18 protein-coding genes are annotated in these 16875 nt (G+C 48.0%); 12 read left to right on the top strand and 6 right to left on the bottom strand.

What is annotated here, in order from left to right; translation table 11 throughout:
- The first annotated feature begins 49 nt into the window (after positions 1 to 49).
- From HPY27_RS04770 to HPY27_RS04735, 8 genes are all read left to right on the top strand, one after another.
- Complete coding sequence (locus HPY27_RS04770) at positions 50 to 187, top strand: hypothetical protein (protein ID WP_007717021.1); 138 nt, start codon at positions 50 to 52, stop codon at positions 185 to 187.
- 229 nt (positions 188 to 416) lie between these two features.
- Complete coding sequence (locus HPY27_RS04765) at positions 417 to 1877, top strand: LCP family protein (protein WP_017250357.1); 1461 nt, start codon at positions 417 to 419, stop codon at positions 1875 to 1877.
- A gap of 175 nt (positions 1878 to 2052) precedes the next feature.
- Complete coding sequence (locus HPY27_RS04760) at positions 2053 to 2367, top strand: hypothetical protein (RefSeq protein ID WP_017250356.1); 315 nt, start codon at positions 2053 to 2055, stop codon at positions 2365 to 2367.
- Positions 2368 to 2442: 75 nt separating this feature from the next.
- Entirely contained in the window at positions 2443 to 2913 is a 471-nt protein-coding gene (locus HPY27_RS04755; protein WP_174224442.1) for a hypothetical protein, read from the top strand.
- A 147-nt stretch (positions 2914 to 3060) separates the two neighbouring features.
- Entirely contained in the window at positions 3061 to 5064 is a 2004-nt protein-coding gene (locus HPY27_RS04750) for an oxidoreductase (protein WP_173622292.1), read from the top strand.
- 165 nt (positions 5065 to 5229) lie between these two features.
- On the top strand, positions 5230 to 5526 hold the full coding sequence (locus HPY27_RS04745; RefSeq protein WP_017250353.1) for a hypothetical protein: 297 nt from the start codon (positions 5230 to 5232) through the stop codon (positions 5524 to 5526).
- 74 nt (positions 5527 to 5600) lie between these two features.
- On the top strand, positions 5601 to 6449 hold the full coding sequence (locus HPY27_RS04740; RefSeq protein WP_017250352.1) for a YtnP family quorum-quenching lactonase: 849 nt from the start codon (positions 5601 to 5603) through the stop codon (positions 6447 to 6449).
- A 227-nt stretch (positions 6450 to 6676) separates the two neighbouring features.
- On the top strand, positions 6677 to 7912 hold the full coding sequence (locus HPY27_RS04735) for an MDR family MFS transporter (RefSeq protein WP_017250351.1): 1236 nt from the start codon (positions 6677 to 6679) through the stop codon (positions 7910 to 7912).
- Here the strand turns inward: HPY27_RS04735 and HPY27_RS04730 are convergent.
- Positions 7904 to 8692, bottom strand: coding sequence for a GDSL-type esterase/lipase family protein (locus tag HPY27_RS04730; RefSeq protein WP_017250350.1), 789 nt, complete (start codon positions 8690 to 8692; stop codon positions 7904 to 7906). The two genes, HPY27_RS04735 and HPY27_RS04730, sit on opposite strands and share 9 nt — an antisense overlap.
- Positions 8693 to 8821: 129 nt before the next feature.
- Between HPY27_RS04730 and HPY27_RS04725 the strand changes: the two genes are divergently transcribed.
- The 3 genes from HPY27_RS04725 to HPY27_RS04715 all read left to right on the top strand — a co-directional run bounded on the left by HPY27_RS04725 (position 8822) and on the right by HPY27_RS04715 (position 11271).
- A complete protein-coding gene (locus HPY27_RS04725; RefSeq protein WP_017250349.1) occupies positions 8822 to 9781 on the top strand; it encodes an ABC transporter ATP-binding protein in 960 nt (319 codons plus the stop codon).
- Entirely contained in the window at positions 9747 to 10742 is a 996-nt protein-coding gene (locus tag HPY27_RS04720) for an ABC transporter permease (protein WP_017250348.1), read from the top strand. Before HPY27_RS04725 ends, HPY27_RS04720 begins: the two co-directional genes overlap by 35 nt.
- Before the next feature lie 88 nt (positions 10743 to 10830).
- Entirely contained in the window at positions 10831 to 11271 is a 441-nt protein-coding gene (locus tag HPY27_RS04715) for a small multi-drug export protein (protein ID WP_017250347.1), read from the top strand.
- A gap of 42 nt (positions 11272 to 11313) precedes the next feature.
- Here the strand turns inward: HPY27_RS04715 and HPY27_RS04710 are convergent, their stop codons facing one another.
- Positions 11314 to 11760: a GNAT family N-acetyltransferase gene (locus HPY27_RS04710; RefSeq protein ID WP_174224441.1), complete on the bottom strand. Its 447-nt coding sequence runs from the start codon at positions 11758 to 11760 to the stop codon at positions 11314 to 11316.
- 158 nt (positions 11761 to 11918) lie between these two features.
- Here HPY27_RS04710 and HPY27_RS04705 point away from each other — a divergent pair, with 158 nt between their 5' ends.
- Positions 11919 to 12179 (top strand): YusU family protein, encoded by a 261-nt coding sequence (locus HPY27_RS04705; protein WP_015892299.1) that lies wholly within the window; start codon positions 11919 to 11921, stop codon positions 12177 to 12179.
- Between the two features lie 47 nt (positions 12180 to 12226).
- On the opposite strand, the gene HPY27_RS04700 is transcribed toward HPY27_RS04705, so the two are convergent.
- The 4 genes from HPY27_RS04700 to HPY27_RS04685 all read right to left on the bottom strand — a co-directional run bounded on the left by HPY27_RS04700 (position 12227) and on the right by HPY27_RS04685 (position 16796).
- A complete protein-coding gene (locus HPY27_RS04700) occupies positions 12227 to 13060 on the bottom strand; it encodes a DUF1835 domain-containing protein (protein WP_174224440.1) in 834 nt (277 codons plus the stop codon).
- 74 nt (positions 13061 to 13134) lie between these two features.
- Positions 13135 to 14529 (bottom strand): hypothetical protein, encoded by a 1395-nt coding sequence (locus tag HPY27_RS04695; protein ID WP_173622286.1) that lies wholly within the window; start codon positions 14527 to 14529, stop codon positions 13135 to 13137.
- The gene (locus HPY27_RS04690; protein ID WP_007716978.1) at positions 14510 to 15079 is read right to left on the bottom strand and encodes an RNA polymerase sigma factor; all 570 of its coding nucleotides are present in this window, start codon (positions 15077 to 15079) and stop codon (positions 14510 to 14512) included. The genes HPY27_RS04695 and HPY27_RS04690 overlap by 20 nt, the downstream gene beginning before the upstream one ends.
- 52 nt (positions 15080 to 15131) lie before the next feature.
- A complete protein-coding gene (locus tag HPY27_RS04685) occupies positions 15132 to 16796 on the bottom strand; it encodes a DNA repair helicase XPB (RefSeq protein ID WP_026043231.1) in 1665 nt (554 codons plus the stop codon).
- Positions 16797 to 16875: the final 79 nt, after the last annotated feature.

Raw genomic sequence — 16875 nt, 5'->3', positions numbered from 1 at the left:
AGCTTGACGTACACTACCCGTTAGTTGGTACAGAGGAGGAGTGTATGTCATGGAAAAGAAATCGAATGATGTGAATGGAAAACAAGAGAGCCATGTTCGGCAGGGTGGGGATTCACACCGCTCCAAAAACAAGCGTCCTGAAGGGCCTGTACAAGGATTTAGTCAGGCACCACGCGGCTTGCAATAAGTCTAAATTTATATGTGCAACTAAAGTCCCCTTATCGACAAAAAGATGGGGGACTTTTCGTTTAAAGGAACATTTTTCTACAAATGCAGACAACGATATGGTACAATACCTCAATCAGAGTATTGCCAACTGAAGAAAAAAGTGGTGCATATTGTCGAGTGGCACAATTCAAAATCGTGCCTCCCTTTACTTTGTCAAAAAGCGTGCGCGAACAAGGAGACTGATTCATATGCCAGATACTGTTGTGAAAACACGCGCTTCAGCTTCTCGAAAGAAACAGCCGAGCCGTAATCGAAAAATACGTAAACTCGTTGTATCCTTCACATTGATCACCTTGCTGCTGGTTGGCGGTGTGGCTGGAGCAATTTATTGGAAAATTGAGGACACTCTGACGGAAGTAACGAGTCCTGCAAACAGCGGATTTACTTCGCCAGTATCCCAAAATGTCGATCCTGTTTACTACTCGGATAAGCCAATGTCGTTTGTATTGCTTGGTTCTGATACCCGTCCGGAAACTGGTTCCATGAATACAGACGTAATGATTGTGGCAGTTGCCAACCCAAAGACGAAGAAAGTTACCATGGTATCGATTCCGCGGGACACACGCGTCAAGATCCCAGGCTATCGCGACTACCATAAGATCAATTCTGTCTATGCCAATGGCGAAGCAGAACGCAGGCAAGCAGAGCGCAACAACCGAACGGTTACTGAAGATGGTATTTCCTTAACGAAGAAAACGTTGAATGAAGTACTGGGTATTCCGATTGAGCATTTTGTAGCCATTGATTTCGATGGTTTCAAAGCGGTCATTGACGAATTAGGTGGTGTGGAAGTCAATGTGGATCGCAAACTGGTATACGATGATCCAACTGACGATACTCACATCAATCTCCAGCCAGGTCTTCAAAAATTGAATGGTGAGCAAGCACTTGGTTATGTCCGACATCGTCATGACAACCGTGGAACGAAGTACTACTCCAGTGACTTCGACCGTAACCGTCGCCAACAAGAGGTCATCAAGGCTGTCGTGGACAAAACGGCTTCTCTTGAAGGCTTAACGAAGATATTTAACGTCATGGACGTAGGTGCCAAGAATATACATACCGATCTTTCCAAGGATCAGATCAAAGGCTTGGCCTACGATTTCAAAGGATTTAATTCTTCTACGGTCACCGCATTGGATAATGGGGCATATTGGCAGGGAGGATACACGTATCTCGAAAAAGAAAAGCTCGAGTCTGTTCGCGATTCCTTGCAATCAGAGATGGGATTGAGTGGGAGCGTCGTAGCGTCGCTCAACAATTCTCCGATACTCGGTTCCGGTGAAGCGGTAGCGACAAGCAACAAGAAGAGCGTCAAGAAGAAAACGACAGAATCAGCTGCATCAACATCAACGAAACAAAAAACGGAGGCTCCGAAAGAACAAGAGCCGAATTCAACAGACAATCAAGACGGTACGGCAAATGAAGGTGCAATGCCGCCACCTGATGTCGTAGACTCAGAAGGGCAAGGCCAGTCGACAGATCAAGGTCAGGGAGCACAGACGCCTGCGACTGATGCAACACAATCTCCTGGGACTGTACCAGCAGGTAATAACGGCAACAACTCTACACCACCGCCGGATATTATCCCGCCGTCCAGTCAGGATGCAGGTCCTGCAACTACACAAGGATCGAACACGAACTCTTAACGAGTACGAAAAACACCCGTTCATCATGAGCGGGTGTTTTTATTTGTCGATTCATTAAAAAATTTTAAAAATTCGTTTATGGAAAAGGTTTAGAAAACACCAATTTCGTGGTACAATAATAATATGCTGATAAGACAGATTAATCAGATAATTATTACTGACTGGAGGGATTTCTATGACGATTTTCTTGGTGAACCTGTTCCTGGTGATTGCTTTTGTGTACCTGATCAGCCGCCAACAAAACGAAGAGTTTGTGTACGATGAAGATTTTTTCCTCCAGAACCCTTCAGCTTTGGAAGAATATCAGCAGATGCCGATTGATTTCCAGCATGCCTTTTTCCGCAAGCATAAAGAGTGGATTAAGGAAAAATATATGCGCGGAGAAAGCTACATTTTAGGTTACTGTCCAAACAAAGAAGTGCGTCGTGCGTGGCTGTCAGAATTCATGAATCAAAAAAATATGAACAATTCACCGACCCCTTCCTCGTGAAGGGGTTTTTCGCATCTGTAGAACTCGTGCTATACTGCTACGAGAGGATATCGTGAAATAGGAGGAAAGAAGTACGTGTTACAATTTATGCTGGAAAAACTAAATCAACAGTTACATACGCATGGAATGATTTCGGATATCGTCTTGCGCTCCGATCATTCGTTGCTGGAAGAAGCGGAAGGGCAAGAGGTTCTGATCACGTTTTCCGAGGCAGAGGACGAAAAGCAACCAACGGCTACCATCCATCTGTTTTCGCTTACAGAAGAGGACAGCTGTGAAATTGAGGTGGAAATTGACTATCCTTATAGCTTGCAAGATGAGGAGATTCAACAATTATGGAAGCAAGCAAAAAGCTTGGTAGCTGAGTGTTCGCTGACAGAAAAGCGCCGCTTTGTCGAGCCTGGCACGCAGGCGGAAGCGAAAGTCGTACTGGATTATCACTTTGTCGTGCAGATGCCACGAACAGAAGCTGAAGAAATCGCATTTACAGAAACCATCGCAAGATTTTCTGCAGATTTGGGGATGCTCGTCAAACTCGGCGCATAAAAATAGGCTGTACATAAGGAAAGCTCAGGGGTATTATCCTGAGCTTTTTGCATGAAATGTGAGGAAGGAGGAATATGAGGAGGAGAGAGAGAATCGTATAGATAATAAAAATGAATGAGCATTCACTCGTTAGGAGGGCGTTTTAACGTGGAACTTTCAAAAGTATGGGAACCGATTCAAATTGGTTCGATGACGTTGCCTAATCGGATAATGATGGGGTCCATGCACGTTGGATTTGAAAAGCTTGAGAATGGTGTAGCGAGGCTTGCTACCTTTTACGCAGAGCGTGCTAAAGGAGAGGCAGGTCTGATCGTGACAGGAGGGGCTGCTGTACATCCAGAAGGCGGTATGGGCGACGAGTATTGCAATGTATACCAAGACGAGGATATCGAGAAATTGCGTCTGATCACGAAAGAGGTTCATCAAGCCAATGGGAGAATTGCGTTGCAGCTGTTCCATTCCGGGCGTTACGCGTACAAGGAAGCAACAGGATTAGACCCGGTAGCACCATCGCCATTGCAGGCGCCGATTAACCGTTGGAAGCCGAGAGAGTTAAGCGCAGAGGAGATCGAAGTAACGATCCAATGCTTTGCTGATGGCGCCGTCCGTGCTAAAAAAGCTGGCTTTGATGCCGTAGAAATTATGGGTTCGGAAGGATACTTGATCAATCAATTTTTATCCCCTGTGACCAATAAGCGAGAAGATGAGTGGGGTGGGGACTTTTTACGCAGAGCCCGCTTTGGTATCGAGGTGGCTAAGCGTGCCCGCCAAGCAGTGGGACCCGATTATCCGATTATCTACCGGATGTCGGGATTGGACTTAATGCCGGATAGTACGACGATGGAAGAGACATTGCAATTTGCCAAAATGCTGGAGGAGGCAGGAGCTGATGCTCTCAATGTCGGAATTGGCTGGCATGAATCACAAGTGCCGACGATTGGCATGATGGTGCCGCGTGGAGCGTATGTATGGGTGGCTCAGCAAGTCAAGCAGGTCGTGAACATCCCGGTTATTGCCAGCAATCGAATCAGCGACATGCGCCAGGCTGAAAAGATTTTGTATGAAGAATGCAGCGATATGGTTTCGATGGCTCGTCCATTTTTAGCGGACCCGTATATCGTTCAAAAAAGTAAAGAAGGACGCTTTGATGAAGTAAACACATGTATTGCTTGCAACCAAGCCTGTCTCGACCATATCTTTGATGGGAAGGTAGCCTCCTGTCTGGTCAATCCTCTCGTGGGCAGAGAAGCAGAGTGGCAGTTGGTTACGGCGGAAAACCGCAAGAAGGTAGCTGTAATCGGAGCGGGGCCAGCCGGCTTGGAGGCAGCTCGTGTGCTGGCAGAGCGAGGGCATCAGGTGGTTATCATGGAGGCCAAAAGACAGATCGGTGGACAATTAAACTACGCCAGACAGGTGCCGGGTAAAGAGGAATTTAATGAAACGCTTCGCTATTATCGGACAGAGCTTGCGCGTCTTGGTGTCGAAATAAGGCTGGGAACAGTGGCAGAGGCAGACGCCCTGATTGAAGAAGGCTTTGCAGAAGTGGTAGTGGCAACGGGAGTCATTCCTCGGCGTCCAGAGATTCCAGGAGTGGAGCTTGGACATGTAAAGGGATATGATGCGGTATTTGAAAAGCGCGCCAAGGTCGGTAGACAAGTAGTCATCGTCGGTGCAGGAGGAATCGCATGTGATTTGTCCCATTTGCTGATGCACGACGAAACGATTTCACCGAAGGCAGCGGAATACTTGCAGGAGTATCGGATTCTGGATGGAAGAGCTGTACAGCAACTGCAACAGCGAAAACGAAAGATCAGCATGTTGCGGCGTGGGAAGCATGTCGGATCGGGCTTGGGTAAAACGACGCGCTGGGCAGTTCTCGCCAACCTGAAGCGACGTGGCGTAGAGATGCTGACACAAATTGAATATAGCCGGATTGCAGAAGAAGGGGTATACTTCATTCAGAACGGGGAGGAACGCATGATACCTGCTGATACGGTCATTGTAGCGGCTGGAGCGACCTCCAACAATTCGCTATACCACGCATTGCTTGATCGGCTGCCTGTGCACCTCATAGGCGGGGCTAAAGAAGCGGGAGAGCTCGATGCTAAGCGAGCGATTTTGGAGGGTGCGACGGTAGGAAGAGCGATTTAAGGTGATGAAAAGATTTTCTATTTCGAAAACAATGGGGATCGGATATGATTAAGAAAAGTATGTCGTCTTTTTAGAAGTTTTGTCGAATCGCTTTTCAACCTCCGCTAATTCTTGCAAAATGAAGTTATACTGTTCAAATTCATTTGATTGGGGGCTCTCGCCTTGATGAACCATAATGGCATTCTCTTAGGGAAACGTTACTTCCTGTACTCGTTAGCACCGCTAGTAGAGGTGGAGGGATGGACGTTTACGATAGCCCCGGGGTTTAAGATGATCGCAGGCGGGAGTGCCAATCCATTACAGACATTAATCAGCGTTTACCGAGAGAATGAAAAGGTAGCGCAACTCGTGCTTCATCATAGACGAAGTGATTCAGATGTCACTGTGCAGGCTGTATCAAGTGATCTCCTGTTAGAAATCGCCCCGGCGACTAGAACTGTAAGTGTAGCAGAAAAGATGTAAGGCACCCTGAACGGGGTGCTTTTCACTTTCGATCTTCAATCATCATTCCGAGCAATCGAGGAGGCGGCAGGATCATGGTAGGGAACGAATGGCAGGTAGGTCAGTTTCAATTGTCTTGGCTGAGAGGTGGACTCACGAAGCTGGACGGAGGCGCAATGTTTGGAGTCGTGCCCAAGCCGCTCTGGAGCAAAAGATATCCATCGAATGATCTCAATCAAATCCCTTTGCGTGCTGACCCGATCCTGGTACAGGCTCATGGCAAGCGTATTTTGATTGAATCGGGATTGGGAAATGATCGGCTAACGGAAAAACAGAAGCGCAATTTTGGCTTGGAAGAAGAGTCTCAAGTGGTGGACTCCCTCGCTGCAAAAGGATTGACTCCTGCTGATATTGATATCGTCATCATGACACATATGCACTACGATCATGCCAACGGACTTGTCTCTATTCGTGATGGACAACTTATCTCTACATTTCCGCAAGCTGTCATCTACGTGCAGGAGCAGGAATGGGCGGAAATGAGAGAGCCGAATATTCGCTCGAAGAATACATATTGGGAAGAAAATTGGCGTCCGATTGAGAATCAGGTGAAGACGTACGGAGCTTCGCAGGAAGTTGTGCCGGGAATCACGCTTCATCATACAGGCGGTCACAGCCAGGGACATGCTATCGTACGGATGGAGACAGAGGGGCAGCTGCTTTTGCATCTAGCGGACATCATGCCTACACACGCCCATCAAAATCCATTATGGGTGATGGCCTACGACGACTACCCGATGACATCCATCTTTGCAAAAGACGAATGGATCAACAACGGGATCAAGCAAGGAGCTTGGTTCACGTTCTACCACGATAGCGTTTACCGTGCGGTGAAATGGAACGAACAGGGAGAAATGATTGATCGGATAGAAGTTATTTTGTAAAAAGGACAAGCAAAAGACCGTCAGTGTTTACTGGCGGTCTTTTGTGTTGTTTAAGGTCACCGTGTCCAACCCTATCGAAATTTTGATTACTCTAATAGAAATGTTTCATAATCAAAAAATTTTGAATGCTCATTGACGAACGCCCATTGCCTCTCTACAATGGGAACATCACAGAGCATCTGTTCTGGCAAAGATGGAAAGGCATAACAGTGGTGAGGAGAGAGACAATGAGCTGGATCAAGATGCGTTTACAGGAGTTTCACCCGATCGTCTGGTCATTAGTCGTCGGGACCGTGTTCGTCCGGGCCGCCAGCTCGATGAGCATGCCGTTTTTGTTTTTATACTTGTCTAATCAAACAGATATGAGCTTGGCTATGATCGGATTGACTATTGGAGCAGGACCGCTCGCGGGTACAATCGGAGGCTTTATTGCGGGAGCGTGGTCGGACAGAATCGGGCGCAGGCGAGTCATGCTAGGCGCGTTGTACGTGTGGACGCTCGTGTTCGTCGGGTTTGCGCTTAGTAAAGACCCGTGGATTCTGCTTTTTCTCAATATAGCAGGGGGACTCTGTCGATCCTTCTACGAACCGGTCTCACAGGCGCTGATGGCAGATGTAACGCCACAAGAGAAGCGGCTTCGTGTGTTCGGTATTCGCTACATGGCGATTAACGTGGGGGTAGCGGTAGGGCCTATCGCAGGGGTAGTGCTGGCGAAAAGCTCTGTAGCCTTACCTTTCCTGATGACGGCAGTGATTTATCTCATCTATGTGATTAGCTTGCAAGGATTATTGAACAAATTTGGCATTAAGCAAATTGAGGGTCAAAAGAAAGAAGTGGTTACATTCGGCCGTGCATTCAGTGTAGTCGTGCACGACAAAGCGTTTCGTTTGTACATGCTCGCCGGTGTTTTGGGAGCGATAGGCTACTCGCAAATGTCATCTACGCTGGCAAAATTCGCAGAAATGACGGTCTTGAATGGAACAGAGCTGTTTGCCATCCTGATGACAGTCAATGCGATTGTCGTGATTGTGATGCAGCTTCCGTTGACGAACTGGGCAGAAAAAAAGACGCCTCTCACCGCGATTGTGGTGGGAAACGTCATGTATGCAGTTGGTGACGTGGGTTATGCCTTTGCCAACTCATGGCTGATATTCATTGTGGCGATGGTATTTTTCACAATTGGTGAAATCCTTACGTTTACAGCAGGAGACGTTCTGATCGACCGAATGGCGCCAGAGAGTATGCGCGGCAGCTATTACGGTGCGAAAAGCTTCAGCAACCTCGGCCAGTTCATCGGTCCGTGGATGGGTGGATTGCTGTTGGCACACTACGGAGGTACGACCTTGTTCCTGATTGTAGCAGCTACCTCGATGATGAGCAGTGCCTTCCAATGGGCGGGTGCTCGCGCCTTTGAGGCAACCCGTGGCAAGTCCTTGAATGAAGCGAGGGCTGAATCACTCTAACGCTTGCAAGATACGATCCGCCATCCGTTTATAGCCTTCAGCATTCGGGTGGAAGTGGTCTGTATACAAGTAGTTTTGTTCTTTACGCAAGAACAAGTCGTAGGTCGGCACCACGAATACTTGCGGGTATCTTGAGGCGATTTGGGACGCCTGATTGTTCCAGTCGAGCACAGGCCCGATGGTGTCGACGGATGCTTCGGTATTGCCAAAAGGATTATACAGGGAAGTATAGACGATCGTCGCTGTTTTGTTGACGCTGCGAATCTGTTTGAGAATCTCTTCATAGTTGACCGCAAGCTGATTAAGAGCTGTGGTCACTTTTTCTTTTTCAATGGTATACAGCCCACCTGTCTGCCTGAACAAGTCATTGCCACCGATGGTAAAAAGAATCAGATCGGCTTCAGCGAGCAGCTTCTTCACTTGCTCCTGAGACATTTGTTTGAGCAGCTCAGATGATTCCTGTCCATTAATCGCGAGGTTTGTGAACGTAATCGACTGGCCCGATTTTTTCTCCAATGCTTGGCGAACGAGTCCGACATAGCCTTGGCCATTTGCGTCTCCGGCACCGCGCGTGAGGGAATCCCCTAGTGCGACTACTTTGTGGACACCCTTTTCTGGTAAAGGAGAGGGTGGCTGCTCTTTTTGGGCAGGTGGGGTTGCTGCGGATGGTGCTAACTGCTGCGGGTTCATCGCGAGGACAAACCCTGTCGCAAATAAGAGAAAGGAGAGTAAAGACAAGAGACCTGCCGTGCGCCAAAGAAATTGGCCGGATGTGCGCATCGGGTATCCTCCTATTCGTTTTAAAGTGTATGGTCATGGTATAATGTGGATGGACATCTTATGACAGTGTACCATAAACAGAACGCCATCGTCAGTTGACGAGGCATGACTCAGATAGGAGGGCGCACATTGGCCGAAACGGTCCTCTCAGTAAAAGGATTGCAAAAAGCGATTGGCAAAAAGTCGATCATTCATGATATTACGTTTGATGTTTTCGCCGGAGAGGTATTTGGATTTCTCGGGCCGAATGGCGCAGGCAAAACCACTACGATCCGCATGCTCGTTGGATTGGCAAAAGCCGATGGGGGAGATATTCGCATCGGAGGCATCTCCCTTCAGGAACAGTTTCCGCAAGCAATTGCGCAGGTTGGTTGTATCGTCGAAAATCCGGAGCTATACAAGTTTTTGACGGGTAGAGAGAATCTGGAGCAGTTTGCGAGAATGAGCGGTGGTATTACGCCTGAGCGTATTGAGGAAATCGTTCGCTTCGTTGATTTGGAGAGGGCAATTGATGATAAGGTAAAAACGTACTCACTCGGAATGAGGCAGCGTCTGGGGATCGCGCAGGCACTTTTGCATCGTCCGAAAATATTGATCCTGGACGAACCGACGAACGGTTTGGACCCGGCGGGGATTCGAGAGTTGCGCCAATTTATTCGCAAGCTTGCCGAGGAGGAAGGGCTCGCTGTCTTCATTTCGAGTCATCTTCTCAGTGAAATCGAGATGATGTGTGACCGGGTGGCGATTATCAGCCAAGGGAAGGTCATTTCGGTTGGATTAGTCAAAGAACTGATGGAGCAGTTTGCTGATCAGGTTGATTGGACAATCCCGTCTTCCCACATACAGAAGGCCGAGGAAGTCCTGCGGAAACTACCAGCAGTGACAGATGTGTGGGTGGTCAGTGAAGAGCGTCTGAAATCACGCATGGACATAGAAAAAGTGAGTGAGGCTAACCAAGCGTTGGTCAATGGTGGCATACCTGTGATGGGAATTGCGACAAAGACGGTTACACTGGAAGACCTGTTCCTTACATTGACGGGAGGAGGGGGAAGTCATGGAGCAGAGCATGGTGGGGCTCGTACAGAATGAAACCATAAAATTGCTGCGTCGGCGCCGTTTTCTTGTTGTTGTGCTGATCTTGGCGATTCTGATCCCGATTTTTACATACGCGCAGTACCGCTCGGTTGTCACTGCACAAGAACGAATGGGGACGACCGACTGGCGCCCGTTATTAACCCAACAAATCGTCGATATGCAAAACAGGCTGGCATCAAGCCGTCTTCCTGAAGAGTGGCGGGATTTTATCAAGGTCAGGATTGCACAGCAGCAATATTATTTGGATCATGACATTAACCCGATGGCGCCGGGTGGACCTACATTCGCCCGTGGCTTTATGGATCAGGCCATTTCGATGTTTTTGCCGATGATTATCGTCGTACTCGCGGTCGACCTCGTATCTTCAGAGTTTAGCGAGGGGACGGTCAAGCTGCTATTAACGCGACCCGTACGGCGTTGGAAGGTATTGACCAGCAAATACATCACCCTGCTGCTATTTACCTCTCTCACGGTTCTCACGACACTGATTCTCGCTTATTTACTCTCTGGGGTCGTATTTGGCTATTCGGGATGGGACCTGCCCATTTTGACTGGCTTTGAAGTGGCGGGAGGAGAGCTCGAGACATCTGGCGCATTCATGCTGCCACAATGGCAATTTTTGCTGATGCAGTATGGGCTAGGCTGGTTCGTCTGCGTCGTGGTTGCCACGGTCACACTCATGGTCTCTGTTTTGGTTCGGAGCGCGGCTGCGGGGATGGGAATTATGATGGCAGCATTAATTAGCGGAACGATCCTGACGCAGATGGCATCCTCCTGGGAATCGTCCAAATACTTGTTCGTGGTAAATTTGCAGCTTACGGATTATCTCAATGGAACACTACCTCCGATTAAAGGGATGACGTTGCCGTTCTCGCTGACCGTGTTGAGTGTATGGGCGATCGCAGCGCTGATCATTGCGTACGCGACCTTTATCCGTAGGGATGTCACATCCTAATTTAACAAATTCCGTTACTTATTGACATGTCTGCTCGTCTTTACCATGACGAATGAAAAAGACAGCGAGAGGAGAAAGGCGAAACAGAATGGACGTATTATGGAAAGCAGGCTCGGTGACATTATCTGGCATGTTTGAGCTGTGGGCAGCGATCCCTGTAGGTTTTATGTTGCAACTACCACCGGTTCTGATCGGAATATTTAGTGCGGTGGGTGCGATTATCAGCGCAGGTGTCGTCATTTTTTTGGGAGGTTCTTTGCGCGCCTGGCTTTTAAAGCGTGTAGAGAAACGGAGCAAGCGTCAGGGGCGCATGTGGCAGATATGGGATAAATACGGAGTGGTCGGCCTTGGTCTCGCTTCGCCGCTTTTAACGGGAGCCCCACTGGGAGCTGCTATTGGTATCTCGCTGGGAGCCCCTACGAAAAAGCTCATGCTGTGGATGTCAGTGGGCATCATTATCTGGAGTGTGTTATTGACGGCAGGAGTGGCTTTTGGTCTGTTGCAATTCATGGTACCAGAAACGAAATAGCTATATGAAAGAAAACCGCCAATTTCTGGCGGTTTTTGCTCATCATAACGTGATTCTGTAGACAATCTCTCCATCGTATACGTCGCCAGTTTCTTCAAAGCCGGTTTGTCTGTATAAATGTCTTGCACCTGTATTGTCTGGGCATACGGTCAGGTTGACAAATCGGCTTTGCGGGAAACGGTTCCGTACCGTATCCACGATCGCTGTGAGAGCCGCTCTGCCATATCCTTTGCCTTGGTACTGGTGATCGATCAAAAAACCGTTGAACCAGTAACACCAATCTGTTGAGGCGTCATAGGTAATCATGACAAACCCAACCATTTCATCAGCGTTATACAAACAGAATGGTTCATATGCGCAGTTGTCACCATCAGGGCGGATATGAACCTTCGCTAATGAAACGGCAACAGACGGGACAAAGCGCTGCTGCTCATCTTGTACCTGCAAGCGTAATGCATCTTGCCAGTTATCTCTGGTTGTTGGAACCAATCGAATACCAGTGTCTTTGATAAGTCTTCACCTCGATCATCTTGATAGCTTAAGCGTAACCGATCGTTCCTGAAAAATCTTCCTTTTCTGCTTGGGCGTTTTTTCGTAAAATAAACAAGGATACAAATAGAAAAGTTCCTGAAAGTGAGGTAACTGACATGGACGAGAAAAAAGAAGCGTTGGTCCCTGAACTGGAGGATCTCGTTCGTAAATTTACAGAGCTGTTGACAGGAGAAGCGACTCCTGAGCGCGTAGAAATGGTAAAAGTATGGTGCCTGTACACGACAATGGCAAAAGCAATGCCTCCGCTGATTCAGCATTGGGGAAGCGAGCCTGAGCATATGGAAGCACGGAATCAAATTCGGGAAATCATCGAGCAAATCAAGCAGTGGAATCAGGAGAAAAATCAAAAGCATTAAAGAGTAGGAAAAAACGCTGTCTCTTTGCGAAAGAGAACAGCGTTTTTTTACTTCAATCGAATCTCTAAGCGGCGTAGAGGCATCAACTCTCCACGGTAATCTAGCAGGCCTTGCTTGATCAGCTCATGAACCCGGTATGTCAAATACGTGTCACCAATACATTGATCGCTTTCCCCCATGACGGTACCGATCACACGTGCAGCCTTTTGGAACTTATTTGATGCATGTTCCAAGAGCAAGGCATCATAATAATCCTCCGATACTTCTAATACCTCACCCTGTTTGTAAACGCGCAGCGTGCTATCAGATTGCGACCACTTTTCCCATTCGAGGATGAGGCTTTGTACGAGAGGCGCAGGCATATTCTTTTTCACCTGATAAGCGTCCATCACCAATTTGGGAGGGAGGGCACCCGCGCTTTTCAATACATAAGATACCTCGTTGCCATCTATGTTTCTTACTTTGTAATCGCAATTCACACTAAATGCCGTTATATCGATTCCTTCGAATGAGAGGTTTTTATCCTGAAGCATGGAGACAACATAACGAATCCCTATGCTGTCAGATGCGTTCTGACCATACCACAGAATTACGCTACTGCCATCAGGGACCTGTGATGGCAAGGTTAGATTTCGCAGCAGGTATGCTTTTATCGTTGTCAGGTCTTCGTTAGAGATCGGTTCTACTTGCTTGAAGAAAGAATGAATCCATTCAATCCTTTCATTCATCCCGGTTGCGGTCTCCAGTTGATGTAGCGGTCCAACTGAAAAATCATCCTCGATACAGATGATGCTTTCTGTTTGTAGTAGATTCTGTTTGCGGAAGACGGATCGAAGTGTACCGTAGGCAGGTAGGCTGAAGCAGATGTGAAATTTGTTCATTCGTTAGCTCCTCATGATTAAAAAGACACGATCCCGAAAATCAGGTCGTGTCTTTTCCGATTGTAGGGATCTTTTTACGGATTCCACGTGATATGTTTGGTAGCATCCATTAATTCATTTAAGGTAACTCCGTTTGCGGTCACTACCACATACAACGATTGGTTGTCGGATTGAGCGTTAAAATGAACCGCATGCTGGGCTGTTGATCCTTTTGAATCCGTTTGATCAAAAGAAACGGCGATGGCTTGCTCTCCGTTGACAGCGAACAACTGAGTAGCGGAGAAAGTGCCTGGGATAGAGAGGCTGCGCTTGCCTTCTGTATTGCGCACAACATCTAGGCGAATCCAGTCGTTGTTCCGCTTGTAATCGGCAGTTAAGCGAGTCACCTTCTGACTGGTTTCGGATTCATATTGGACCGATACCGTACTCATCGAGAACCCATTCGGTGCTTGCGAGAGGGCAGGTACGGGCATATCTGATGCTTGTACAGCAGTGTTCAAATCCGAGAAGGAGGAAAGCGTAATGGGCTGCTTCGCTACCGCCGGCAACGTTGGACCCACTAATGCGTTCTCAGTCTTACCGCCATCAGCAGTGTCTGGTTCCACTTGGGAAGCGATCCCAAAAGTCGTAGGCTTCTCAGCAGCGGCGCCATTGGCTTCCTTTGCAGCTACTTGGTTACCAGTATTTGCTGACACGGCTGGAACTTCCGATTTCGCTTTTGCTGCTTGATCAGCTGAGTTCCCTTGTAATCCGCGAGATGCCACGCTGTTCTGCCCGTCTTTATTGATCGTACGTGGCTCGGATGTTACTACTTTTTCCTCTGGTTTCACCATCGCAATCGCATTGTTCGATTGGGGAGGTGATGCAGGAGGTGTATCTTTTGCAGGTGCAGTCGGAGCGACCTGCGATTGTGTAGCGGCGGACTCTGGCTTGCTTTCTGCTTTTTTCATCGTCGGACTATCGGCTGCTGCTGGTATGGAAGCGATAGCAGGTGCTGGGGCTGACGGTGCCGATTTTGATTCCGTATCGGTAAATGCAAAAGTGTTCTGGTTGTCTTTCATCCCGGTTTCTTGAATGGCAGCCATTTGAAGATTATCCGGTGCCATTTGTTGGTAGCCGACGAAACCAACTGCGAGCAAGACAGCCGCTGCGCTAACCCAGGCGTATGAAGGGAAGCCTTTGGTCCAACGCTTGTTTGGCTTTACGATCACTGTGCTCGTTTGTTGCTCTGAAGATGCAGTAGCGGCGTGAGGGGGTACACCTTTTTCGGCGGTCTGGTAGATTGCTTGCATGATTCTGTCTTCCAGGTTCGCTTGAGGTAGTGGAACCTCCTTCAAGAACTGCACCTCCTCTTCTGTTGTCATTTGCGTTTCTATCCAAGCGATGCATTCGTCACAGGTTTCAATATGTGAGTGTGAATCGCTATCTGTGTCATCTAGCCATGCTTTTCTAAATGCCTGGCAGTTCATGTACGAGCCCCCCTTCCTTGCGGGATAACAATTTTGCGAGTTCCTGACGAGCACGCAAGTAACGGACGCGAGCTGTAGATTCGGCGATGCCGAGGAGTGTAGCTATTTTTTCAAACGGATATTCGTGCGTACAGCGAAGGACAATCACTTCTCGATAAGAATCCGACAGTAAGGCAAAGGCCTCCTGAATTTCTCGACGTTGCTCTTTTGTCATGAGCGATTCCTGAGGGGATTCATCCCGTGTATTTGATGGCACATAGGCCAATTGTTCATCCGAGTCATGATACTTTCGGCGACGCAAGAAGTCGATGCTCTTATTTCGGGCAAGCGTATGTAACCAAGAAGAAAACTGGCTGTCCCCGCGGAAAGTGGACAATTTTTCATACGCTTTTACAAATACTTCTTGAGTGAGATCCTCTGCATCAGAGCGATTGTTTACCATTTTGTAAATGAAAACATAGATCATATGCTGATATCGCTGGATGAGGTCGCGATACGCTTCGATGTCGCCTTGAAGAATCCGCTGAATGATTTCGGCGTCGGATTGCATTGAATCTTTGGCCTCCCTTCCCTCTATGAGACGCTGGTTATTCGTAAACGTTTCAGACCAGCGTTTCGATTTCTATAATATCGTATGGATAGCCTTGTTCGACCAGAAAAAGCTGGCGATGGAGCGAAAACTCCTGCTCTCTCGTGTCTCGTGTTACCAATGTATAAAAATGGGCGGTGTTGTCGTCTGTTTTGGGCCTTAAGATGCGTCCCAGGCGCTGTGCCTCTTCTTGTCTGGAACCATACGTCCCGGAAATTTGGATCGCGACGTTGGCATCCGGCAAATCAACCGCAAAGTTGGCTACCTTGGATACGATCAGGCGTGTAATTTCCCCTTTTTTAAACTGCGTGTACAAAAGCTCACGTTCTTTGTCCGGTACTTTTCCTGTAATGAGTGGCAGTTGGAGGGCCGTTGCCATCTGTTCAAGCTGATCGATATATTGCCCGATGATCAAAACACGATCGTGGGCGTGCCTCTCCAATAGCTCGCGGACGACCTCCAGTTTTTTTGGATTTTCTGCCGCAATGCGAAACTTTTGACGAGCGGTTGCATGTGCATAAGCCTCACGCCACTTCGGCTCAAAGGGGAGTCGAATTTCTCGGCAATGCGCCTCCGCGATCCAGCCTTGCTCTTCCATGACTTTCCACGGAACCTCGTACTTTTTTGGACCAATTAGCGTGAAAACATCTTCCTCCCGCCCGTCTTCCCGAACAAGAGTAGCAGTCAGCCCAAGTCTGCGAGTGGCTTGAATCCCAGAAGTAACACGAAAGATGGGTGCGGGCAACAAATGCACCTCATCGTAAATAATAAGCCCCCAGTCGCGCTCTGAAAAGAGTTTCAGATGAGGAAAATCATCTTCGGCGGTGGGGCGGTATGTAAGAATTTGATAAGTCGCCACAGTAATTGGCTTGACTTCTTTATTGTCACCAGTGTATTCGCCGACCATATTTGGATCAAGTCCTGTTTTGTCCAAGAGCTCTGCAATCCATTGACGAACCGATGTCGTATTCGTGGTCAAAATGAGTGTGGCTGTTTGCAATTGGCAAATGGCACCAAGTCCAATGACCGTTTTTCCAGCACCACAGGGCAGGACGAGTACACCGCTTCCCCCGGTCACAGCTCCACCAGAATAGAAGGCATCGACAGCTTCTTTTTGATAAGAGCGCAAGGAGAATGCTCGGCCTTGGGATGTCGTTTCCCGCAAGCTGACTGCACAGGATTCTCCTTCTGTATAGCCCGCCAAATCTTGAACAGGAAACCCGAGCTTGATCAGCTCTTGTTTAATCAGACCGCGCGCATAGCTTTTGATGACGAATTCATTCTCAAAAAGAGCAGCGATTGATTTATAACTGGTCACCTCTGCTAAAAGAAGGGGGTCATCACTCATTAATACGAGATGATCACCAATGCGTTCCAAACGAAACAAGCCGTATTTTCGCATCGTATCTTCTATTTCTTTGACGATGGTAGGCGGGACACCGTACTTGCTATAGCTGCCAAGCACGTCCGTTACCTCTTGTGATGTAAGACCAGATGCAGCCGCATTCCAAAGCGATAAAGGGGTGATCCGATAGGTATGGATGTATTCTGGGTTCTTGATTAGCTCGGTAAAACCACTGATAGCTTGTCTGGCCTCGGAAAATAAAGGATGCTGTGTTTCCAACAATATCGTCCGATCGCTTTGAACGATCAAGGGCAGGTCTGGACGGTACGACAATAGACTCACCTCATTACAAAAGGCATAGGAATCAGCACTATGGTATCACAATCTCAAAAAGAAAGAAAAACGAACAGGT

This window comes from Brevibacillus sp. HB1.1 (assembly GCF_013332445.1).
GTDB classification, from domain to species: Bacteria; Bacillota; Bacilli; order Brevibacillales; family Brevibacillaceae; genus Brevibacillus; species Brevibacillus porteri.
This window is presented reverse-complemented; position numbering and strand designations above follow the sequence as displayed.

Excerpts from the sequence above, each read along its gene's own strand:
- HPY27_RS04715 (WP_017250347.1), top strand. The coding sequence starts at position 10,831 with ATGGACGTATTATGGAAAGCAGGCTCGGTGACATTATCTGGCATGTTT.
- HPY27_RS04760 (WP_017250356.1), top strand. The coding sequence starts at position 2,053 with ATGACGATTTTCTTGGTGAACCTGTTCCTGGTGATTGCTTTTGTGTAC.
- HPY27_RS04690 (WP_007716978.1), bottom strand. The coding sequence starts at position 15,079 with ATGCAATCCGACGCCGAAATCATTCAGCGGATTCTTCAAGGCGACATC.
- HPY27_RS04735 (WP_017250351.1), top strand. The coding sequence starts at position 6,677 with ATGAGCTGGATCAAGATGCGTTTACAGGAGTTTCACCCGATCGTCTGG.
- HPY27_RS04740 (WP_017250352.1), top strand. The coding sequence starts at position 5,601 with ATGGTAGGGAACGAATGGCAGGTAGGTCAGTTTCAATTGTCTTGGCTG.
- HPY27_RS04705 (WP_015892299.1), top strand. The coding sequence starts at position 11,919 with ATGGACGAGAAAAAAGAAGCGTTGGTCCCTGAACTGGAGGATCTCGTT.
- HPY27_RS04745 (WP_017250353.1), top strand. The coding sequence starts at position 5,230 with ATGAACCATAATGGCATTCTCTTAGGGAAACGTTACTTCCTGTACTCG.
- HPY27_RS04695 (WP_173622286.1), bottom strand. The coding sequence starts at position 14,529 with ATGAACTGCCAGGCATTTAGAAAAGCATGGCTAGATGACACAGATAGC.
- HPY27_RS04700 (WP_174224440.1), bottom strand. The coding sequence starts at position 13,060 with ATGAACAAATTTCACATCTGCTTCAGCCTACCTGCCTACGGTACACTT.
- HPY27_RS04770 (WP_007717021.1), top strand. The coding sequence starts at position 50 with ATGGAAAAGAAATCGAATGATGTGAATGGAAAACAAGAGAGCCATGTT.
- HPY27_RS04765 (WP_017250357.1), top strand. The coding sequence starts at position 417 with ATGCCAGATACTGTTGTGAAAACACGCGCTTCAGCTTCTCGAAAGAAA.
- HPY27_RS04720 (WP_017250348.1), top strand. The coding sequence starts at position 9,747 with ATGGAGCAGAGCATGGTGGGGCTCGTACAGAATGAAACCATAAAATTG.
- HPY27_RS04730 (WP_017250350.1), bottom strand. The coding sequence starts at position 8,692 with ATGCGCACATCCGGCCAATTTCTTTGGCGCACGGCAGGTCTCTTGTCT.